Origin of the sequence: Bradyrhizobium sp. DOA9 (genome assembly GCF_000617845.2) — a bacterium.
Lineage (GTDB): Bacteria > Pseudomonadota > Alphaproteobacteria > Rhizobiales > Xanthobacteraceae > Bradyrhizobium.
Window position 1 is genome coordinate 6,437,547 of sequence record NZ_DF820425.1, and the last position, 20,418, is coordinate 6,457,964.

Genomic DNA, 20,418 nt, shown 5'->3' on the forward strand with positions numbered 1-20,418 from the left:
TTCGGCATGACGATTCAGACTGTCTCGACCAACAAATCCCATGGCGGCGTGCAGGGCGTCTATCGCCACGCCAGCCAGGCGACCGGAACCGACATGGTGTTCTCGGTCTATGTTCCGCCGCATGCGGACGGCGCCAAGCTACCCGTGGTCTGGTACCTCTCCGGGCTCACCTGCACGCATGCCAACGTCACCGAGAAGGGCGAATTCCGCAAGGCCTGCGCCGAGCTCGGCCTGATCTTCGTCGCGCCCGACACCTCACCACGCGGGCCCGACGTTCCCGGCGATGCCAACAACGCCTATGATTTCGGCCTCGGCGCCGGTTTCTATGTCGACGCCACGCAAGAGCCGTTCGCGCGCAACTATCGCATGTGGAGCTATGTCACCGACGAGCTGCCGAAGCTGGTGGCGGAGAATTTTCCGGTCGATGCCAGGCGCCAATCGGTGATGGGCCATTCCATGGGCGGCCACGGCGCGCTGACGGTGGCGCTGCGCAACCCGCACCGCTTTCGCGCAGCCAGCGCGTTTGCCCCGATCGTCGCGCCCTCGCTCGTGCCCTGGGGCATCAAGGCACTGACCGGCTATCTCGGGCCGAACAAGGATTCCTGGCGCAACCACGACACGGTGGCACTGATCGAGGACGGCGCGAAATTCTCCAGCTTCCTGGTCGACGTCGGCGAGGCCGACAATTTCCTGAAGGAGCAGCTGAGGCCCGAGCTGCTCGAGGCCGCCTGCGCCAAGGCCGGCATCCCCCTGACGCTGCGGCGCCAGGCGGGCTACGACCACAGCTACTATTTCATCTCGACCTTCATGAGCGATCATCTGCATTGGCATGCGGAGAGATTGAAGGGGTGATCTTCTTAACCTCCCCTGGAGGGGGAGGGTCGCTTCACGTCGAGCGAAGCGAGAAGTGAAGCGGGGTGGGGTGATCTCTCCACACGGGCACCGCCTCGGTGGAGAGACTGTCACCCCACCCCGTTCGCGCTCTGCGCGATCGACCCTCCCCCTCCAGGGGAGGGTAAGAATCCCCCTCCTACGGCTTGCCGTAGTTCGGCGCCAGCAGGCGGTTGCGGATGAGATAGCTCATCGTGCGCGACCAGGATTCATCCGTGTTGCCGCGCATATCGGCGCTGGCGACGGTAATCATGTTGCCGGTCTTCACGTCGCGCAAATAGACGTTGAGATTGATGATCAGGTTCGAGACCTTCTGCACGAGGCCGGTGATCTCCAAATCGGCGCCGAGCTGCCCGGCGAGCTTGAGGTCGCAGCCGCCGCAGGCCTGCAGGTTGGCGTGACGGGCTGCTTCTCGCACCGGCCCGATGTCGAGCACCTGGAACTTGCCCGACTCTGCCAATTCCTTGCGCAGCTGCTCGCTGATGCGCAAGAGCCGCGCCTCTTCCGGCTTGGATCCGTAGAACTCGCCGGGCAGGCTGGTGTCGACCAGCTCGAAATCGAACACCGCGAGTTTCGGCGGGTCGGCGAGCGCGGCCGATCCCGTCAACAGCAAAGCTGCGGTCGCCAACAATGCTCGCATGATCGTGATTCCCGGCCTCGCGCGCGCGGGGACGAAATGCGGGGTTGCATGGCCTGACAAATTGGTCATGCTTGAAGCAGAGACAATTCTTCACCGGCGGTCAAGCCGGGGAGATCGTCTGGAGGAAACATGATCCGAGGGTTGGCCGGCCTGATCTGCTTTGGTCTTGCCGCGACGAGCGCGCTTGCTGCCGATCCCGTCACGATCGGCGTCGGCTATCTCGGAATCGCCGGCACCCGATCGACGCTGTCGCTGGTCGAACAGCCCGCCGAGAACGACGGCCTCGCCGGCGCGCGCCTTGCCATCGAGGACAATAACACCACCGGGAAATTCACCGGCCAGCGCTTCACGCTGGAGGAGCGCCGCATCAAGGAAGGCGAGGACGCGGTGCAGGCCGCGACCGCGCTGGCCGAGAAGAACGGCTTCATCGTCGCCGACCTGCCCGCCGATGCTCTCCTGAAAGTGGCGGACGCCCTGCGCGATCGCGGCACGCTGCTGTTCAACGCTGGGGCGATCGACGAGCGGCTGCGCGAGGCTGATTGCCGTGCCAACGTCATCCACACCGCGCCGACGCGCGCGATGCTGGCGGATGCGCTCGGCCAATACCTGGTGTGGAAGAAGTGGTCGCGCTGGCTGCTGGTGGTCGGCTCGCATGACGAGGACAAGCTGTTCGCCGAGGCCTTGAGACGAGCCGCGACCCGCTTCGGCGCCAAGATCGTGCAGGAGCGCACCTTCGAGGACAAGGGCGGCGCGCGCCGCACGGATTCCGGCGTCACGCTGATCCAACGCCAGATGCCTGTCTTCACGCAGCAGGCGCCGGCCTATGACGTGCTGGTCGCCGCCGACGAGAGCGAGGTGTTCGGCGCCTATCTGCCCTATCGCAGCTGGGATCCGCGCCCGGTCGCGGGATCGGCCGGCCTCGTGCCGCGCAGCTGGGATGCGTCGCAGGATCAGTGGGGCGCCATCCAGATGCAGAACCGTTTCATCAAGCTGAATTCGCGGCGGATGACCGCGCTCGACATGCAGGCCTGGACGGCGGTGCGCATGATCGGCGAAGCCACCTCGCGCACCAATTCCGGCGAGGTGAAGAAGGTCACCGATTTCATCAAGGGCCCCGATTTCTCGGTCGCCGCCTTCAAGGGCACGCGCCTGACGTTGCGCGACTGGAATTGGCAGCTGCGCCAGCCGATCCTGTTGGTCGACGGCCGCATGGTGGTCTCGGTGTCGCCGCAGGAGGGCTTCCTGCACCAGGTCTCCGAGCTCGACACGCTCGGCTACGATCGCCCGGAGAGCAAATGCAAGCTGAAATGAGTGAAGTGATGCGACCGAGCCTCCGCAGAGATGGTGCGCTCCCTCTCCCGCTTGCGGGAGAGGGTTGGGGAGAGGATTTCTCCGCTCGCGAGAACCCCCAAGAGGAGAGAGACCTCTCCCGTATCGCATCTGTCGATGCGATACGACCTCCCCCGCAAGCGAGAGCTTTGCACAAGAGGAGGATTTGCGATTCTCTAGGGCCTGTGGTGGAGGCGGATTCGGATGGCATATCGAGAGGTTGGGCAACTGAGCTTCGCGGATGCGCTGGTATCGCGGCGAGGGAAGGGTAGCCCGGTGCTGAAGCGGATTGGCGAACTGGTCGACTGGGCGGCAGTGGAGAGAGTGCTGAATGGTCTTCCGGAGCCGGAGCGCGGCCCTCCGCCCTATCCGCGACTGGTGCTGTTCAAGGCGCTGCTGCTGCAGCAATGGTATGGGCTTTCCGATCCGGCGCTCGAGGAAGCGCTCGACGACCGGGCCTCGTTCCGCGCCTTCTGCGGCTTTGTGCTGAGCGACGAGACGCCTGATCACACGACGATCTGGCGATTCCGCGAGGCTTTGCAGCGAGCCGGTCTGGACGAGAAGCTGTTCGCCGAGATCCTGCATCAGATCGACGCACGCGGGCTGGTGCTGCGCCGGGGCACATTGATCGATGCGAGCCTGATCTCGGCAGCAGTAAAGCCGCCGAAGCCGCCAAAGGACCCGCAGCCGCCCGGCCCGGACGGCCGTGAACCGAGCAAGCTGGTCAACAGCAAGCGCGATCCAGATGCACGCTGGACCAAGAAGGGCGGCAAGCGGTACTTCGGCTACAAAGCCCATATCGGCATGGATCAGAGTTCGGCCATCGTCCGCCGCAGCAAGCTGACCGACGCTGCGGTCAACGACACGGTGCCCGCCGACGAGTTGGTCTGTGGTGATGAGAAGGCGGTCTATGCCGACCAAGCCTATGACAAGCACGAGCGCCGCAGCGGGCTCGCCGCGCGAGGAATCAAGCCGAGGCTGATGTTCCGGCCGAACAAGCATCATCCGCTCACCGAGCGGCAGAAGCGCTTCAACAATGCCGTGGGAAAGCGCCGCGCACCGGTCGAGCAGGTCTTCGCGCGCCTCAAGGGCAGCTACCGCTGGGCGCGCGCTCGCTATCTGGGTTTGGCGCGCAATCAGACGCATCTGCGCCTGATCTGCCTCGCCATGAACCTCAAACGATGGGCGGTGCTGTGCCCGATAGGAGCCGCAGCGTGACCACCACCCGCCGCTACCCCGCGGCCACGAAAAACAGACGCCCCACCCCTCTGGGGCTACGCGAGGCCGTTCAAAAAAAGCCCCATATCGAACTTCACTCCAGCACAACTCATTACGCAAAGCTCTCGCAAGCGGGGGAGGCAAAGACAGCCCGCGGACAGATGTCGCGCATCCTAGAGACAGCGTTGCTGGCGGCCCTGGTACTGGCGGCAGCCCCCGCGCACGCGTTCATCGCCTATGTGTCGAACGAGAAGAGCAACACTGTCTCGGTGATCGACACCGACAGCTGGACCGTGACCAAGACCATCAAGGTCGGCCAGCGGCCGCGCGGCATCGATTTCACGCGCGACGGCAAGTTCGTGATGGTCGCGGTCGGCGATGACGACACCATCCAGGTGATCGACGCCAAGACGCAAACCGTGGTGGACAGCCTGCCCTCCGGACCCGACCCCGAGCTGTTCGCGCAGGACGCCGCTGGCAAGACCCTTTATGTCGCCAACGAGAACGACAACACGGTGACGGTGATCGACCTCGAGAAGCGCGCCCGTCTCGGCGACATCCAGGTCGGCGTCGAGCCCGAGGGCATGACCATCAGCCCCGACGGCAAGACGCTGATCAACACGTCCGAGACGACCAACATGGCGCATTTCATCGACACGTCGTCGCGCCAGATCGTCGCCAACGTACTGGTGGATGCGCGGCCGCGCTTTGCCGAGTACAAGCACGATTCATCGGAGGTCTGGGTGTCCTCGGAGATCGGCGGCACCGTCTCGATCATCGATCCCAAGAAGCACGAGGTGATCGGCAAGGTCACGTTCGAGATCCCGGGCCTGCGGAAGGAGGCGATCCAGCCGGTCGGCATCGGCATGACCAGGGACGACAAGACCGCCTTCGTCGCGCTCGGCCCCGCCAACCGTATCGCCGTTGTCGACGTCGCCTCGCGCAAGGTGACGAAATATCTCCTGGTCGGACAGCGGGTCTGGCACGTGGCGTTCACGCCGGACGAGAAATATTTGCTCACCACCAACGGCGTGTCGAACGACGTCTCCGTCATCGACGTCGCCGCGCAGAAGGTGATCAAGACCATTCAGGTCGGCGAGCTGCCCTGGGGCATCGCGATCGCGCCATGACCAGCCCTGCCCCGATCGCCGAACCGCAGGAGACGCCGAGACCGGGAGCGGCCACGGTGCCGGCGTTGTCGATCGATGGCGTCAGCCATGCCTATGGTCCGCGGCGTGCATTGATGGACGTGTCCTTCAATGTGCAGCCCGCGAGCTTCACGGCATTGCTGGGACTCAACGGCGCCGGCAAGAGCACGCTGTTCTCGCTGATCACGCGGCTGTTCGGCATCCAGACCGGCCGCGTCGGCATTTTCGGCCATGACGTCAGCAAGAGCCCCGGCGAGGCGCTGCGGCTGCTCGGGGTCGTGTTCCAACCGCGCACGCTCGATCTCGACCTGTCGCTGACTCAGAACCTTATCTATCACGCCGCGCTGCACGGCATCGGCCGCCGCGAGGCCTCAGCGCGCAGCGCCGAGCTGCTCGACCGCATCGGGCTTGCGGATCGCGCTGCGAGCAAGGTGCGCGACCTCTCGGGCGGACAGATGCGGCGGCTGGAGATCGCCCGCGCGCTGCTGCACCGGCCGCGCCTCCTGCTGCTCGACGAGCCGACCGTCGGCCTCGACGTCAAGGCGCGCGCCGACATCATCAGCCATGTCCGCCAGCTCGTGACCGAGCAAGGCATCGGCGTGCTCTGGGCCACGCACCTGTTCGACGAGATCATGCCCGGCGACGATCTCGTGGTGCTGCACCAGGGCAAGGTGCTGGCGCAGGGGCCGATGAGCCGCGTCGTCGCGGAAGCCGGTGCTCAGGACGTCAACACCGCCTTCATGCGTCTCACCGGTGCGCAAACCATGCCGGGAGGCGGCGCATGAGCAGCATCACGACGCGCGAGGCGCCGCGCGGCTTCTCGTCCGCCGAGTACATGACCTGCCTCACCGGCATCGTCTGGCGCGAGGGCCTGCGCTTCCTGCATCAGCGCGAGCGCTTCGTCTCGGCGCTGGTGCGGCCTTTGGTGTGGCTGTTCATCTTTGCCGCCGGCTTCCGCCAGGTGCTCGGCATCTCCATCATCCCGCCCTACGAGACCTACATCCTCTACGAGGTCTATATCGCACCCGGCTTGATGGCGATGATCCAGCTCTTCAACGGCATGCAGTCCTCGCTGTCGATGGTCTACGACCGCGAGATGGGCAACATGCGCACGCTCCTGGTGAGCCCGCTGCCGCGTGGATTCCTGCTGTTCTGCAAGCTGCTCGCGGGCACCGCGGTATCGCTGCTCCAGGTCTATGCGTTCCTGCTGATCGCCTGGCTTTGGGACATCACCCCGCCGCCCCAGGGCTATCTCACCGTGCTGCCGGCGTTGATCCTGTCGGGGCTGATGCTGGGCTCGCTCGGCATGCTGATCTCGTCGGGCATCAAGCAGCTGGAAAACTTCGCCGGTGTCATGAACTTCGTGATCTTCCCGATGTTCTTCGCCTCCTCCGCGCTGTACCCGCTCTGGCGGGTGCAGGAGGGCAATCCCTATCTCTATTATCTGTGCGAGGCCAATCCGTTCACCCATGCGGTCGAGCTGATCCGCTTCGCGCTGTATGGCCAGGTCAACTGGATTTCGCTGGCGGTGGTCGCTCTCTGCACAATCGTCTTCATGATCGGCGCGATCCTGGCGTATGATCCCTCGCGCGGGCTGGCGCGACGCGGGCCTGCGGGAGGCGAAGGATGACGGTTCGGGTTCTGGCCATTTCCATCCTGGTTCTCGCGGTTGCGAGCACGGCGGCGCACGCCGTCGATCCCCGCTATCCGGACTGGCCGTGCACCCAGGCGAAGGTGCCGGAGATTTCGCTGGCGGCCGTGTGGGGCGGCCCGGCGCTCGACGACGTCCAGAACAAATGGAAGGACGACGCCAGGATCCGCGCGCTCGTTGCGAAACTGGCGGCGCGCAAGACGTCGCTGGACGAGGCGGAAAAGCTGGTGAAGGCGTTTCTCGCAGGTTCCGCCGCCGACAAGACCGCCAACGCCAAGCTGCTGTTCACCGGCCTGTTCGACACGCTCAACGCCCAGCGCTCCCAGGTCATGAACGGGCTAGAACGCGTCAGCCGCAAGCAGCGCGATGCCGCCGACAAGATCCGCGCGGAGACGGTTCAGCTCCAGGCCCTGCAAGGGGCCACCCCGCGTGACGAGGCCAAGGTCGAGGCGCTCAGCAACGAGCTGATCTGGAAGACCCGGATCTTCGAGGACCGCCACAAGGTGGTGCGCTTCGTCTGCGAGGTTCCAACCTTGATCGACCAGCGCCTGTTCGCGCTCGGGCGCGTGATCCAGCAGGAAATGGAATAGCGTCAGTCACGCTGACGACTCACGAAAAGTTCCCGCAATCGCCCCGCCAACGTTAACCTTTCGCCGCGCTATCTGCCGGAACCAAATCGATTTATCATGGCTTGTCGACGTGAACTCCAGACGTCGGGAGGCCTCGATGGGAACCAAGACATTCATGCTCGCGGGCGCTGCGGTCCTCAGCATGCTCGCAACCAGCGCCTTTGCTGACGACATGACCGGGATGATCACGCGGATCGATCGGCTCAACGGCACGATCTCGATCCAGCAGACGCAGAAGGGCACGGTCGGCGCCAGCACGGGCAGCGCCGGCGCGCTGCAGGAGTACAAGGCGAAGGATGCCGCGATGCTGGATGCCGTCCATGCCGGCGACAGGGTGAGCTATTCCGCCACCGAGACCAACGGTACGGGCACTTTGACGAAGTTGCAGAAGCAGAAGCCGTAGGTTCACACCGTCGTTGCGAGCGCAGCGAAGCAATCCAGAGTCCCTCCGCGAGAAGACTCTGGATTGCTTCGCTGCGCTCGCAATGACGAGGAGAGAATTGCGCCCCTCTCCAGCACCCTCGTTGCGGAACCAATTGAGACGCCTACTGCTCCGGGCGCGGCTCCGGCTGCGCCTCTTCGGTCGGAAGATTCGCGCGCTCCCAGCCGTCGGTGCCGTCGGGATACCAGGCGATATTGGAATAGCCGTAAGCCAATGCGCGCTTGGCGGCGTTCCAGGACATCCAGCAATCGGCGAGGCAATAAATCACCAGCAGCGCGGCCTTGTCGCCGCGCGAGGCGCGCGCAAGGCCGCGCTGGAGATAGTCGTCCATGGCGGGCGGCAAGTTGCCGTAACCGGTGTCCGGCAGCCAGAGGCTGCCCGGAATGTTGCTGCGCGGCGCGTCGCGCCACACCGTGCCCGCAGGCAGGTTCTTCGGCTTCGGCGGACGCGGCATCACGTCGACGAAGGCGCCACTGCTCGCGCGCCAGATCGCCTCCGCCTCCCCGGTCGTGAGCACGCGCGCCCCCGTGAGCGTCGCCGGCACCGGCGCGCGATAATTGTCGGTACGATATCCCTCGGGCTCGAACGGCTCCTGCTGCTGCGCGAGCGCCGGGGCCGCGAGCAGGGCAACGACGAACGCAGCGGCAAGCGGCCGGCTCATGGCGCCTTCTTGGCCGTCTCCGCGCCGAGCGGCCGATTGCTCTCGTCGAGCAGCGGCACCCCGAAATCGATCAGGATCTTGTTGATCTCGCCCTGGTTCTCCTGGATGAGGCGGTTGAGCTGCCGCTTCCAGTTCTGGTCGGCGGGACGGACGCCCATGCCGATGCGATAGACCAGCTTCGGCCCGGTGGTCTCCTTCACCAGCGGCGTGACGTGCAGCGAGCCGGCCTTCTTCGCGTAGTAGCCGGCCATCGGGCCCCACAGCACGCCGGCGTCGATCTTGCCGGCGGTGAGATCGTCGATCATCGCCTGCGCCGAATTGTCGAAGCGCGTGTCGATCATCAGCTGATAGGGCTTTGCGTCGCCCATCAGGCCTGCCAACGCCATATTCGTCGCCGGCGGCGTACCGGCGACGATGCCGATATGCTTGCCTTTCAAGCGTGCGTCCTCCAGCGTATCGACGTCCTCGAGCCCGCTGCCGGTCTTGGCGACCAGGGCATAGGTCGTGCGGTAATAGGGATTGGTGCCCTGCACGAGGTCGTCACCCTGCGGGTAGCCCATGATGACATCGCAGCGATGTGCGCCAAGCGTCATGCGCACGAAACCGGAGGCTTGCGGAAAGAAGACGTAGTCCAGCTTCTTCTGCAGCTTGCCCGCCAGAAACTCGGCGAGCTTGTTCTCGAAGCCCTCGCCCTTCTCGTTCGAGAATGGCAGGTTGCGCGGGTCGGCGCAGACGCGCAGCACCTTCGGGTCGACCAGCTCGAATGAGAGATCGCCGGTCTCGCTGGTCTGTGCGATGGCGAGATCGCCATGGGCACATGATGCGATCACGATCGAGAGTGAAAACCACCAGCGACGATGTCGAGCGGCCTGCGTCATCGCGCTTCCTCCTCGTTTTGTTTGAATGTTATCCATGCAACGCTTGACGCGCCACGTGTGCCAATTCTTGTTGGCTTAGCTTTGTTGCAGTGCAATGAGACGGATCCTTTGAACTGAGGCGGAAAAGTGTGTCGCATCGCTCCCCTGATCGCAGCCTTGTCCCTGGTCGCAGCGACGCTAGCACGCGCCGGGGCGGCCGAATTGCCTGTGAGCGAAGTCGCGCCGGGAATCTTCGTACACTCCGGGGCCATCGCGCTGATGAGCCGCGAGAATGCGGGCGACATCGCCAATGTCGGCTTCATCGTGGGAGATGAAGCGGTGGCCGTGATCGACACCGGCGGGAGCCTGCGCGAAGGCGAGGCGCTGCTGGCGGCGGTACGATCGCGCACGCAAAAGCCGATCCGCTATGTCATCAACACCCACGGCCATCCCGACCACGTCTTCGGCAATGCTGCCTTCGTAGCAGAGGGAACCAGCTTCGTCGGACACAGCAAGCTGCCGCAGGCGCTGGCGAGCCGCGGGCCGTACTATCTCGAAAATTTCAGGCGCATCATGGGCGCCGAGTTGATCGATGGCGTGAAGATCGTGCCGCCCACCCTGGTGGTGACCGACACGCTGACGCTCGATCTGGGCTCGCGCCGGCTGACCCTGCGCGCATGGCCGGCCGGGCACAGCGACAACGATCTGACCGTGTTCGACGAGACCACCAGAACCCTGCTTGCCGGCGATCTCGTCTTTCTCCGCCACATTCCCGTGATGGACGGCAGCATTCGCGGCTGGCTCGCCACGCTCAAGGAGTTGGAGACGATCCCGGCGCTGCGCGTGGTTCCCGGTCACGGCCCTGTGAGCGATTGGCCTGCGGCACTGAGCGATCAACGGCGTTACCTGTCAACGCTGCTGTCCGACGTCCGCGCCCTCAACAAGAAGGGCGCGCCGATCCGCGCCGCTGCGGACAAGGCGGCCGCTGAGGAGCGGCCGCACTGGCAGCTGTTCGAGGACTACAATGCCCGCAACGCAACTGCAGCATTCTCGGAAATTGAATGGGAGTAGCGGGCGCGCTACGGTGGCCAGGAGATCAGCTTCGCCTGAACCGAGGAGCATGACCATGACGGCATGCACACGCCGCCTACCCCTGATCGCCCTGCTCCTCGGCATCGCCTTCGCCGTGCCGGCGCTGGCGGAAGAGGCCCACGATCCCTGGCCGGGCCTGGTGCAGGACATCTTCAGCAACCGGCCGATGAACGACGGCGCCGATGTCATCGGCATCGAGATGCCCTATCGCGCCGAGGATGCCGCCATCGTGCCGGTGACGCTGCGCAGCAAGCTGTCGCCCGGCGATAGCAGACGCATCCGCTCGATCACGCTGGTGATCGACCGCAACCCCGCGCCGATGGCCGCGAAGTTCGAGCTCGGCCCGGACGCCAACGTCACGGAAATCTCGACCCGCGTGCGCGTCAACAATTACACCGACGTGCATGCCGTGGCCGAGCTCAGCGATGGCCGGCTCTATGTCTCCAAAGTCTATGTGAAGGCCTCCGGCGGCTGCTCGGCGCCGGCAGCAAAGAACGCGGAGGAAGCCAAGAACCGGCTCGGCCAGATTCGCTACCGGCAATTCGCCCGTAAGGACGGTGCGGCCAGCCGGTTGCGCGAAGCGCAGATCATGATCGGCCATCCCAACAATTCCGGCCTGCAGATGGACCAGGTCACGCAGCTCTATATCCCCGCCTTCTTCATCAACCAGCTCAAGCTGACGCAGGACGACAGCCCTGTGCTGTCGATGGAAGGCGGCATCTCGATCTCGGAAGATCCCAACCTGCGCTTCACCTATGTCTCCAACGGCGCCAAGCGTTTCCGTGCCGAGGCCAAGGACACGGACGGGCACGTGTTCCGCAACGAATGGGATGTCGAGAAGCCGGGGACGTGAGTGAGGAGCACCACCCTCCCCTGGAGGGTCCCGCAAGCGGGGGAGGGAGCCCAGTGCCGATGCCGCCGCATCGTGCACGCCATATGCGATTGCCCTCCCCTGGAGCGGGAGGGTCGGCTCACATTGAGCGCAGCGAAATGTGAGACGGGGTGGGGTGACGGTCTCTCCACATCCAACAGTCCCGAGGGGAGAGATCACCCCACCCCGCTCGCGCTGCGCGCGATCGACCCTCCCCCTCCAGGGGAGGGTGAGACACCACGGCACAATTTAGAAACACCTCACCTCGGCTTCAGCCTGCGCGCGCCGGAGGTCATTCACCGCCGAGTTGGCCTGCTCCGAGGTGCGAAACTGCACGCCGAGATTGCCGCGCACTTGCGACATGCTGAGCGCGGTCTCGGCGGTAACATAGCGCTCGTAGGGCATGATCGAGGCGACCACGTCGATCGAGCAGGAACATTGCTCGATCGCGGACCGCGTCTCGCCATTGGCCTTCATGCAGCCATAGACGTATTCCGCGCGCGCCGCGGTGGGATAATCATTGGCCTCTTCGGCCCGTGCCACGCATGCGCTCGCAGCGAGCGCCGTCAATGCGGCGACAATCGGTCGTAGCCGTCCGGCCCAATTCATGCGCGTCCTCCCGCTGGTTGCGAGCCAAGCTATGCTATGCGTATGGTGCTGAAAAGCACTCTGTCAGAGGAAACGGCTCACAAGGTGATGAGAGTTTTGGCACGAATATCGGCGCTCGCAACGGTGCTGGCGCTCACCGCACCGGCCGGTGCCGCGGACACGATCCGCCTTGCGGTGCAGAAGACCGGAACATTCTCGTGGGAGCTGGCCGCAATCCGCAGCGCCGGCCTCGACAAGGAGGCCGGCCTCTCGCTGGAGGTCACCGAGCTCGCGAGCACCGAGGCCGGCAAGATCGCGATGCGCGCCGGCAGCGCCGACATCATCCTGTCGGACTGGCTGTGGGTGTCACGCGAGCGCGTGCTGGGTGCCAAGCTCACCTTCTATCCCTATTCCAGCGCACTGGGCGCCGTGATGGTGCCGGCCAATTCGCCGCTTCAGACGCTCGCCGACCTGAAGGGCCGCAAGCTCGCGGTCGCCGGCGGGGCGATCGACAAGAGCTGGCTGCTGCTGCAGGCGCGGATGAAGCAGGACGGCATCGACCTGAAGTCGGACGCAACGATCGTCTATGGCGCCCCGCCTTTGATCGCCGCCAAGGCGCTGGACGGCGAGATGGATGCGAGCCTCAATTTCTGGAATTTCTGCGCCCAGCTCGAGGCCAAGGGTTTCAGGCGCCTCGCCGGCATCGAGGAGATCTTGCCGAAGCTGGGTGCCAAAGGCGCGGTCGCCGCGGTCGGCTATGTCTTCGACGAGAGCTGGGCCGCGCGCCACAAGGAAGCCGTCGCGCGCTTCATCGCGATGACCCGCAAGGCCAAGGAACTGCTGGCGACCTCGGATGCGGCCTGGGACAAGGTCGCGCCGCTCACCGGCACGACCGATCCTGCCCTGCTCAAGACCTACCGCGACCGTTACCGCGACGGCATTCCGCGCCGGAGCATCGATGACGAGGAAAAGGACGCGCGCGTGCTCTACCGCGTGCTGGCCGAGATCGGCGGCCGCGATCTCGTCGGCCCCGCAGCCGAGCTCGACCCCGGCACATTCTATCACGCCGTCCCCGGAGACTGAGGTGCTGCGCCTGCTCTCGTTCGCCCTGCTCCTCGCGATCTGGTGGATTGCCGCGCTCCTCGTCGGCGGCGCGAAGCTGCCCTCCCCGCCGGCGGTGCTTCAGGTGATGATCGCGGAAGCCTCGAGCGGCGCGCTGTTCCTGCATCTCGGCGCCACGCTGGCGCGCGTCGCGCTCGCCTTCACCCTGGCGATGTCGCTCGGCAGTGCCATCGGATACCTGATGGGCCGGGTCAAGCTCGCCGACCGGCTCGGCGATCCCTGGCTGATCCTGCTGCTCAACCTGCCGGCTTTGGTCGTGATCGTGCTGGCCTATATCTGGGCCGGCCTCACCGAGGCCGCCGCGATCGCGGCGATCGCCATCAACAAGCTGCCGACCGCCATCGTCACCTTGCGCGAGGGTACGCGCGCACTCGACCGCTCGCTCGACGAGATGGCAAGCGTGTTCGCAATGCCGCGCTGGCGCGCCTTCCGCCACGTCGTGCTGCCGCAGCTGGCGCCCTATATCGCAGCCTCGGCCCGCTCCGGCCTGTCGCTGGTGTGGAAGATCGTGCTGGTCGCCGAGCTGCTGGGGCGGCCGAACGGCGTCGGCTTCGAGATCGGCGTCGCCTTCCAGCTGTTCGACACGCCGCGGCTGCTGGCCTATTCCCTCACCTTCGCCGCCGTCGTGCTCGTCATCGAAACCTTGCTGGTGCAGCCGTTTGAAGCCCGCGCAAACAGGTGGCGGCCCCGTGCGGCTTGAGGTCGATATCACCGGCAAGACCTTCAGGAGTGCCGCGGGCGGAACGCACGAGGTGCTGGCGCCGATCAAGTTCGCGCTGCAAGCCGGCGAGGTCGGCGTGCTGATCGGCCCGTCCGGTTGCGGCAAGAGCACGATGCTGCGCATCATCCTCGGACTGGACCCCGACTTTGCAGGCCACGTCGCGCGACCGCCGGAGGCGCGGATCGGCATGGTGTTCCAGGAGCCGCGCCTGCTGCCGTGGCGCTCGGTCGAGCAGAATGTAAGGCTTGCGGCACCCGAGGTTGCCGACGCGAAGCTGTCGGAGCTGTTCCGGATCCTGGAGCTACAAGCGCATCGCGACCACTATCCCGGTGAGCTCTCACTGGGTTTGGCCCGGCGCGTGGCGCTCGCCCGCGCCTTTGCCGTCGAGCCGGATATTCTAGTGCTCGACGAACCGCTGGCATCGCTCGATGACGCGCTCGCCGGACGCCTGCGCGATGAGATTGCAACGCTCGTCGCGAGCCGGCCGGTGATGACGCTTTTGGTGACACACAGCCTGGACGATGCGGTGCGCCTGGGCGACCGGCTGTTCTTCCTGTCGGCGCGACCAGCGCGGATCGTGGCCGAGGTGCCTATCGGCATCCCGCGCGACACGCGCGGGGAAGCCGAGATTGCGGCGATCAAGGCCGGCCTCGCTCAACGAACTCAAGGCGACCGCACTGAGCGAGATGCCTCATAGCCGGTCGCCTGGCGGACGTGCTAGATTGGGCCGGCGACGGAGCTGATGATGACACGGACAGTCGCCTTCGCTACGCTCGGAATTGCGGCGCTTAGCTTCGCACTCGTTGCGATGACGGCGGGCGCGCAGGACATGATGCGTGGCGTCGACCTCACCTCCCCCGCGATGGTTTCGGCCGAAATGACGAGGCCGGAGGTCGAGGGCGTGCTGGCCAAGGCGAGCGCCGCGCAACCTGCCGATTTCACCGGCAAGCGCCTGTCGGGTCTCGATCTCTCGGGGCTGGACCTGTCCAACGCGATTCTCCGCGCCGCGCGGCTCAACAAGACAATACTTCGAGACGCCAGGCTGGACGGTGCGATCCTCGATCAGGCTTGGCTGCTGGATGCGGATCTTACCGGCGCAAGCCTGAAGGGCGCCAATCTGTTCGCCTCGCAAATGGCCCGCGCGCGTCTCGACGGCGCGAACCTGTCGGGAGCGCGTATCACTGCCGACCTCACCGGCGCGAGCCTGGTCGGCGCCTCCATCGCGGACGCGCATCTTGGCGCCGATATGCGCAACCAATCGATGGGGCTGATGCGCGCGGTGCTGAGATCCGCCAACCTGGAACGGCTGAACGCGCGTAACGCCGATTTGTCGCGCGTCGACCTCGAATTCGCGGCCCTTAGGGGCGCCGATCTGAGCGGCGCATCACTGAAGCACGCCCAACTCGGCGGAGCCGATCTGACCGGCGCCATCGTCATCGACGCCGATTTCGACGGCGCCGATCTCGTCTCCACGAAGCTGATCGCACCGAACGGCCTTGACCGCGCCAAGAATTTCGACAAGGCAAAGAACCGCGAGCGCCTGATCAGGGAATGACGGCGCCCTCTGGGAGGACTGGCTGATGCGTGAGGTTCTTGCTTTGATCGCGTTGTTGACGCTTGCCGGCGAAGCCACTGCGCAGACCAAGGGCAAGGGCATCCGGCTCTGGAATCTGACGACTGAGACGATCTCCGGGTTCCAGCTCGCGCCAGCCGGAAAGACCGAGTGGGGCCCGAACCAGTGCCTGAACGACAAGGACAAGGAGGTCGACCACGACGAGCGGCTGCGCATTACCGGCGTCGAGCCGGGCCGGTACGATGCCAAGGTCGGCTATCCCAGCGGACGCCAATGCGTGGTCCGCGACATCGAGATCAGGGCGGATGCGGTGTTCTCGATCGCCGACAAGGATCTGAAAGACTGCAACAAGTAGCGCGACGGCTCTCCGTTGGAGCCTCTATGCCTTGTCGTTCGGGTGCGGATATTCGCAGCGCCACTTCACTGCGTGCCACTTCGGATGCTCACCGACCCATTGCGCGATATAGGGCGGCGCGGCCATCGCGCATTGCCGCGGCGACCCGGAATAGTGGAACACCAGATGCTGCTCCTCGCAGGTCGCAGGCGAGAGCACCGCACAAACAGTCACCACCAGGTCAATCGGGTTCATGCCGGGATCCTCTCGCAAGGGGCGCTGGAGAGATTAGCACATGAAGCTACGCGCGAAGGAGGGGGAAGTTTCAAAGAGTCCCCCTCACCCGGAATTTGTTCTCGCAAATTCCGGCCTCTCCCCGCAGGCGGTCCGCACGCGGGGAGAGGCGAAGAGAGCACTGCTAGAAATTCACGCCGAACACCAATCGCGCCTGATGTCGCTCGAAATTGACGAGGTCGAGATTACCGCCTGAGCCGGCCGGGCGCCCCCAGGCCTGCATGCTCCAGCTCATGGTGAGCCGGGAGCGCTCGGAGAGCTGGAAATAGGCGGTGGGGCCGACGAACAGGGCCTGGCCTGAGAACTCGCTAAGGCCGATGCCCTCATACTGCCGGAAGTAACGCATTTCGCCGCCGAGCAGCACATTGGGCCGCACCCGCACCAGGCCGGCAAACGCGGCGCCGACCGTCGAGCTCTTCTCGGATGCCCCTCCGATCTCGAAGCGCGCCCATTCCGGCTGGTAGATCAGGTTGAGGGCGCCGATGGCGAAGTTCGGGATGAGCTCGCGGTCGAGCGCGAGCGTCAATTCGGTGCCGTACATCCGCCCTTTCGCGCCGCTGGTCTCATCGATGCGGTCGCCGTGGAGCTCCGCCGCAATCGTGAGGCCGAATGGCGCGCGCTCGCGGTCGAGCAGGCGATAGCGCAGGTCGAGCGAGATGCCCTGAAAGTTGAACTGGCGGCGGTCGTCGATGTCAGGAACACCCGTGATGTCGTGCAAGCTGGCGGTGCCGCCGACCTCGATACGAAAATTCGGCAGCGGCACCACCTCGATCTCGACCTCGTGCTCGAGGGCGCGATAGGTGCCCCTGCCCTTGCCGAAGCGTCCCGTCGTCTGGGTTTGGAATTCGCGCTCGCCGACATTGCCGACATCGGTGCCGATCATGAAGCCGAAGATGTGCTCGGTATCGAAACCGTCCTCGGCACTGACGCACGCCGGTGTGAGCGCAGCCATGCACGCAAGCGCCACCGCGAATCTGCAAGCCCCGCCGCGCATCCCCTGCCCCGAAGGCGTGCGCCGCCTGATGCGGCGCTGACCAGGAGCGAGCCTATCACAGTGCCGCAGAACGCGATCGAAATTTTGCTGGAGGCAATTGAAGGTGTGCGAGGTTGGCGACAGCACCGGAGCACGAGCTCAACCACGGCGCGCGATGATCCGCCAATGCCGCGGCTTCGACGGCATGTGCCGTCGAAGCCGCGGCAGGTCGTCGGTCTTACTTGCGCGAAGCGCAGGCGTACATGTTGATTTCCATGCCGACCGGCACTTCCACGATCTTCGGAGCTTTCCAAGCCATTCGGGTCTCCCAAGGTACTGAGCGCGACATCGCGCGGCGAAAAACCTAGGGCTGCGTCGAGTGCAGTTCAAGCCTCGATTCGACGCCCGACGCGTCTGTGCCGATTTCTTGGTGGCCGCATTTCTCTCTCGGACAAAGCAAGTTCCCTCTTGGTCAAGCACGACCAGCGAGATACTGCCTTGTGCAACGCACCGCGCGTCGAATCGGCAAGGGCGCGTCAGCAGCCCTTGTCGGCCATGTCGGCATTCGGCTTGGCGCCTGCGGCGCGCTGAGCCGCCGTCGGCTCGCTCTGCATTTGCCGCTGCGCATCCTCGGACGATGCCGGCGATTCACCGCTGGCACGGTTCATTGTGCTGGTCGGTGGATGCTGGCTGGTATCGCTCGCCGACCCGGAGGTGTGCGATTGTGCGGAGCCCACGGTGACCGGGCCAGAACCCGCATCCTTGTCGGTGCTGGCGCTGCCGGTGTTGCAGGGACCGGCGACCGCAACTCCGGCGCTCAGCGTCAGGATTGTGCAGGCAGCTAGAAGGGAACGCGTCGTGTTCATCTGCATCTCCTTTTCTCCCGCCGCGCAGCCCCGACGCCAGCAGGACATGCGGAGAAACAGGCCGAGCCGCCCGATGTTCCCGAGCGTCAGACAGGAATGGCCGCAAACCTTGCGTCCGTCATGCCCGTTCCATCGCGGCGCTCACCGGAGCAATCGTACGAGCGCGCGCCCGGCGCGCGAGTTCAGCTCCTTCGCATCCAGCGTTCCATCCTTGTCGGGATTGGCTGCGTTGAAACGCTGCTCGACCACCGACAGATATTCGTCGAGGGTGAGGGTCCCGTCTCGGTCGGGGTCGGCCGCGGCGAGTTCTTTCGCGGTCAACCGTCCACGCAATTCGCGCGCATCGAGCGTGCCGTCGCGATCGGGATCGAGCTTTGCGAACGTGGCGGCGGCGGCCTTCTTCACCTCGGCGAGATCGAGCGTGGCGTCGTTGTCGGTGTCGAACAACTTGACCGCATTGCCGGAGGCCGACCACGCCGGTCCGGCCGACAGTGCAATCACAAGTGCAATGGCAATCGAGCGAGCCGAAATCATCGAGACCTCCCTGGCATAGAGCCCCGGATCGATGGGGCAGAACCGAGATAAACCCGCAAGCGGCCCTCGGTTCAAGTCCGGTCTTGCAACTTGCGCGCGCCACAACCGGCGGAGATGCATTGACCTGCTCCCGAACGCGCTTCGCGCCGCGGAATTTCTCAGCGTCTGCGCACAAGTTGGAGTTGCCTTTGTCAGGTTTCCGTCAGGTGACCGCCGACGATATCGGCACGACAGTTACGACTTTCGTATTGACGCGTTTTGGTTTCCGACGGAGTGTTGCAGTCGCAGCGTCAAAAGGCGCGCATATTGGGAGGAACGGATGAAACGCTTTGCGATGGCCGCAGGCCTCGTCATGCTTGCGTCAACCTGTGCAAATGCACAGACCACCGAGCAGCTGGTCAAGGGCGCGACCGACACGTCGAACGTTCTCAATTATGGGATGGGGTACAATCTCCAGCGCTTTTCGACGCTGAAGCAGATCAACAAGGACACCGTCAAGAACCTCGTCCCGGTCTGGAACTACTCCTTCAATGATGATCGCAGTGAGGAGTCCCAACCCATCGTCTATCAGGGTGTGATCTATGTGACCACGCACAATGCGACGATGGCGGTGGACGTCAAGACCGGCAAGCAGATCTGGAAGAGCAAGATCGAATACCCTGCCGAGACACCTCGAATCGTCTGCTGCGGCATCATCAATCGCGGCGTCGCCATCCACGAAGGCAAATTATTCCGTACGACGCTCGACGCCAACGTGATTGCGATCGACGCCAAGAACGGCAAGGAGCTGTGGCGGCAGAAAGCAGCGGACATCAAGGAAGGCTACTCCATGACGGTGGCCCCGCTGGTCGCCGACGGCGTGGTTATCACCGGCATTTCCGGCGCCGAGTTCGGCACCCGCGGCTTCATCGACGGCTGGGATCCGGCAACGGGCAAGCACCTCTGGCGGACCCACTCGATTCCCTCGCCGGACGAGCCCGGCGGCGACACCTGGAAGGGCGACACCTGGAAGCTCGGCGGCGGCTCGACCTGGATCACGGGATCTTATGACGCCGAGCTGAACACGGTGTATTGGGGCATCGGCAATCCCGGCCCGTTCAACTCGGCGGTGCGTCCCGGCGACAATCTCTACACCTGCTCCGTGCTGGCGATGGATCCCAAGACCGGCAAGATCAAGTGGCACTACCAATTCTCGCCGAACAACCCGTTCGACTACGACGCCGTGGCCGAGATGGTGCTCGCCGACGTGAACGTCGAGGGCAAGCCGACCAAGGCGCTGATGAATGCCAACCGCAACGGCTTCTTCTACGTGCTCGACCGCACCAACGGGAAGCTGCTCGCGGCCAATCCTTACGTGAAGGTGAATTGGGCGACCGGCATCGACATGAAGACCGGACGTCCGATCGAAACCGACGTTTCCAAGGAGGCGCGCGAGGGCAAGAAGGTCACGGTCTATCCGTCGATCCTCGGCGGCAAGAATTGGGAGCCGATGTCGTTCAATCCGCAGACCGGCCTCGCCTATGCCAACACGCTGAATTTCGGCGGCAAGTACAAGGCGGAGCCCGTCACCTTCAAGCAGGGTGAATGGTATCTCGGCATGGACCTGTCCGATCCCTGGCAGTTCGACGATGGTCCGCGCGGCTACCTCAAGGCCATCGACCCCATGACCGGCAAGGCCAAGTGGGAGGCGCCGAGCGACATTCCGCGCTTCTCGGGCGTGCTGTCGACCGCCGGGGGCGTCGTGTTTTCGGGTCAGCTGACCGGCGAGTTCGAGGCCTTCGACGCCGACACCGGCAAGAAGCTCTGGCAGTTCCAGACCGGGTCCGGCATCGAGGGACAGCCGGTGACCTGGCAACAGGACGGCGTGCAATACGTCGCGGTGACCAGCGGTTATGGCGGCGTCTACTCGTTGTTCTCCGGCGACGAGCGGCTTGCCAACGTGCCGCCTGGCGGCTCGCTGTGGGTCTTTGCGGTCAAGCAGTAA

Annotated in this window: 25 protein-coding genes; 16 read left to right on the forward strand and 9 right to left on the reverse strand. The window is 64.8% G+C overall.

Annotation, left to right across the window (positions count from 1 at the left end):
* Positions 1-6 precede the first annotated feature (6 nt).
* Complete coding sequence (gene fghA, locus BDOA9_RS30345) at positions 7-852, forward strand: S-formylglutathione hydrolase (RefSeq protein ID WP_025037710.1); 846 nt, start codon at positions 7-9, stop codon at positions 850-852.
* 178 nt (positions 853-1,030) lie between these two features.
* On the opposite strand, the gene BDOA9_RS30350 is transcribed toward fghA, so the two are convergent.
* Positions 1,031-1,600: a DUF3280 domain-containing protein gene (locus BDOA9_RS30350; protein ID WP_025037711.1), complete on the reverse strand. Its 570-nt coding sequence runs from the start codon at positions 1,598-1,600 to the stop codon at positions 1,031-1,033.
* A 60-nt stretch (positions 1,601-1,660) separates the two neighbouring features.
* Here BDOA9_RS30350 and BDOA9_RS30355 point away from each other — a divergent pair, with 60 nt between their 5' ends.
* The 7 genes from BDOA9_RS30355 (at position 1,661) to BDOA9_RS30385 (ending at position 7,909) form a co-directional block, all read left to right on the forward strand.
* The gene (locus BDOA9_RS30355) at positions 1,661-2,842 is read left to right on the forward strand and encodes an ABC transporter substrate-binding protein (RefSeq protein ID WP_025037712.1); all 1,182 of its coding nucleotides are present in this window, start codon (positions 1,661-1,663) and stop codon (positions 2,840-2,842) included.
* A gap of 222 nt (positions 2,843-3,064) precedes the next feature.
* Positions 3,065-4,078: an IS5 family transposase gene (locus BDOA9_RS30360; RefSeq protein ID WP_025033457.1), complete on the forward strand. Its 1,014-nt coding sequence runs from the start codon at positions 3,065-3,067 to the stop codon at positions 4,076-4,078.
* Between the two features lie 161 nt (positions 4,079-4,239).
* Positions 4,240-5,208: a YVTN family beta-propeller repeat protein gene (locus BDOA9_RS30365; RefSeq protein WP_025037713.1), complete on the forward strand. Its 969-nt coding sequence runs from the start codon at positions 4,240-4,242 to the stop codon at positions 5,206-5,208.
* Complete coding sequence (locus BDOA9_RS30370) at positions 5,205-6,011, forward strand: ABC transporter ATP-binding protein (RefSeq protein ID WP_025037714.1); 807 nt, start codon at positions 5,205-5,207, stop codon at positions 6,009-6,011. The genes BDOA9_RS30365 and BDOA9_RS30370 overlap by 4 nt, the downstream gene beginning before the upstream one ends.
* Complete coding sequence (locus BDOA9_RS30375) at positions 6,008-6,856, forward strand: ABC transporter permease (protein WP_025037715.1); 849 nt, start codon at positions 6,008-6,010, stop codon at positions 6,854-6,856. Before BDOA9_RS30370 ends, BDOA9_RS30375 begins: the two co-directional genes overlap by 4 nt.
* Positions 6,853-7,467 (forward strand): hypothetical protein, encoded by a 615-nt coding sequence (locus BDOA9_RS30380; RefSeq protein WP_025037716.1) that lies wholly within the window; start codon positions 6,853-6,855, stop codon positions 7,465-7,467. The genes BDOA9_RS30375 and BDOA9_RS30380 overlap by 4 nt, the downstream gene beginning before the upstream one ends.
* A gap of 136 nt (positions 7,468-7,603) precedes the next feature.
* Positions 7,604-7,909 carry a copper-binding protein gene (locus tag BDOA9_RS30385; RefSeq protein ID WP_025037717.1) on the forward strand — a complete coding sequence of 102 codons (306 nt, stop codon included), beginning with the start codon at positions 7,604-7,606 and terminating at the stop codon, positions 7,907-7,909.
* A 142-nt stretch (positions 7,910-8,051) separates the two neighbouring features.
* On the opposite strand, the gene BDOA9_RS30390 is transcribed toward BDOA9_RS30385, so the two are convergent.
* Both BDOA9_RS30390 and BDOA9_RS30395 read right to left on the reverse strand, forming a co-directional pair.
* Positions 8,052-8,609, reverse strand: coding sequence for a PQQ-dependent catabolism-associated CXXCW motif protein (locus tag BDOA9_RS30390; RefSeq protein WP_025037718.1), 558 nt, complete (start codon positions 8,607-8,609; stop codon positions 8,052-8,054).
* Positions 8,606-9,487: a substrate-binding domain-containing protein gene (locus tag BDOA9_RS30395; protein WP_025037719.1), complete on the reverse strand. Its 882-nt coding sequence runs from the start codon at positions 9,485-9,487 to the stop codon at positions 8,606-8,608. The genes BDOA9_RS30390 and BDOA9_RS30395 overlap by 4 nt, the downstream gene beginning before the upstream one ends.
* A 126-nt stretch (positions 9,488-9,613) precedes the next feature.
* On the opposite strand from BDOA9_RS30395, the gene BDOA9_RS30400 reads away from it, so the two are divergent.
* Both BDOA9_RS30400 and BDOA9_RS30405 read left to right on the forward strand, forming a co-directional pair.
* Positions 9,614-10,537: a quinoprotein relay system zinc metallohydrolase 2 gene (locus BDOA9_RS30400; protein ID WP_025037720.1), complete on the forward strand. Its 924-nt coding sequence runs from the start codon at positions 9,614-9,616 to the stop codon at positions 10,535-10,537.
* 55 nt (positions 10,538-10,592) lie between these two features.
* Positions 10,593-11,411: a quinoprotein dehydrogenase-associated SoxYZ-like carrier gene (locus BDOA9_RS30405; RefSeq protein ID WP_025037721.1), complete on the forward strand. Its 819-nt coding sequence runs from the start codon at positions 10,593-10,595 to the stop codon at positions 11,409-11,411.
* A gap of 267 nt (positions 11,412-11,678) precedes the next feature.
* On the opposite strand, the gene BDOA9_RS30410 is transcribed toward BDOA9_RS30405, so the two are convergent.
* On the reverse strand, positions 11,679-12,038 hold the full coding sequence (locus BDOA9_RS30410; RefSeq protein WP_025037722.1) for a hypothetical protein: 360 nt from the start codon (positions 12,036-12,038) through the stop codon (positions 11,679-11,681).
* A gap of 87 nt (positions 12,039-12,125) precedes the next feature.
* On the opposite strand from BDOA9_RS30410, the gene BDOA9_RS30415 reads away from it, so the two are divergent.
* Genes BDOA9_RS30415 through BDOA9_RS30435 form a run of 5 tightly spaced genes read left to right on the forward strand, consistent with a single transcriptional unit; the run spans position 12,126 to position 15,788 of the window.
* Positions 12,126-13,100, forward strand: coding sequence for an ABC transporter substrate-binding protein (locus tag BDOA9_RS30415; RefSeq protein ID WP_042336814.1), 975 nt, complete (start codon positions 12,126-12,128; stop codon positions 13,098-13,100).
* Position 13,101: 1 nt separating this feature from the next.
* Positions 13,102-13,839 carry an ABC transporter permease gene (locus BDOA9_RS30420; RefSeq protein WP_025037724.1) on the forward strand — a complete coding sequence of 246 codons (738 nt, stop codon included), beginning with the start codon at positions 13,102-13,104 and terminating at the stop codon, positions 13,837-13,839.
* Positions 13,829-14,557, forward strand: coding sequence for an ABC transporter ATP-binding protein (locus tag BDOA9_RS30425; RefSeq protein WP_025037725.1), 729 nt, complete (start codon positions 13,829-13,831; stop codon positions 14,555-14,557). The genes BDOA9_RS30420 and BDOA9_RS30425 overlap by 11 nt, the downstream gene beginning before the upstream one ends.
* A gap of 48 nt (positions 14,558-14,605) precedes the next feature.
* Complete coding sequence (locus tag BDOA9_RS30430; protein WP_025037726.1) at positions 14,606-15,415, forward strand: pentapeptide repeat-containing protein; 810 nt, start codon at positions 14,606-14,608, stop codon at positions 15,413-15,415.
* A 25-nt stretch (positions 15,416-15,440) separates the two neighbouring features.
* The gene (locus BDOA9_RS30435) at positions 15,441-15,788 is read left to right on the forward strand and encodes a hypothetical protein (protein WP_025037727.1); all 348 of its coding nucleotides are present in this window, start codon (positions 15,441-15,443) and stop codon (positions 15,786-15,788) included.
* Between the two features lie 24 nt (positions 15,789-15,812).
* Here BDOA9_RS30435 and BDOA9_RS30440 read toward each other — a convergent pair whose 3' ends face one another.
* The 5 genes from BDOA9_RS30440 to BDOA9_RS30460 form a co-directional block, all read right to left on the reverse strand.
* A complete protein-coding gene (locus tag BDOA9_RS30440; RefSeq protein ID WP_025037728.1) occupies positions 15,813-16,022 on the reverse strand; it encodes a hypothetical protein in 210 nt (69 codons plus the stop codon).
* 163 nt (positions 16,023-16,185) lie between these two features.
* Complete coding sequence (locus BDOA9_RS30445) at positions 16,186-17,055, reverse strand: hypothetical protein (RefSeq protein ID WP_042336815.1); 870 nt, start codon at positions 17,053-17,055, stop codon at positions 16,186-16,188.
* A gap of 217 nt (positions 17,056-17,272) precedes the next feature.
* A complete protein-coding gene (pqqA, locus tag BDOA9_RS30450) occupies positions 17,273-17,353 on the reverse strand; it encodes a pyrroloquinoline quinone precursor peptide PqqA (RefSeq protein WP_008562446.1) in 81 nt (26 codons plus the stop codon).
* 217 nt (positions 17,354-17,570) lie between these two features.
* Complete coding sequence (locus tag BDOA9_RS30455; protein WP_244521543.1) at positions 17,571-17,900, reverse strand: hypothetical protein; 330 nt, start codon at positions 17,898-17,900, stop codon at positions 17,571-17,573.
* Positions 17,901-18,041: 141 nt separating this feature from the next.
* Positions 18,042-18,434, reverse strand: a complete 393-nt coding sequence (locus BDOA9_RS30460) for a calcium-binding protein (RefSeq protein ID WP_025037731.1) — start codon at positions 18,432-18,434, stop codon at positions 18,042-18,044.
* Between the two features lie 319 nt (positions 18,435-18,753).
* Between BDOA9_RS30460 and BDOA9_RS30465 the strand changes: the two genes are divergently transcribed.
* Entirely contained in the window at positions 18,754-20,418 is a 1,665-nt protein-coding gene (locus BDOA9_RS30465) for a methanol/ethanol family PQQ-dependent dehydrogenase (RefSeq protein ID WP_025037732.1), read from the forward strand.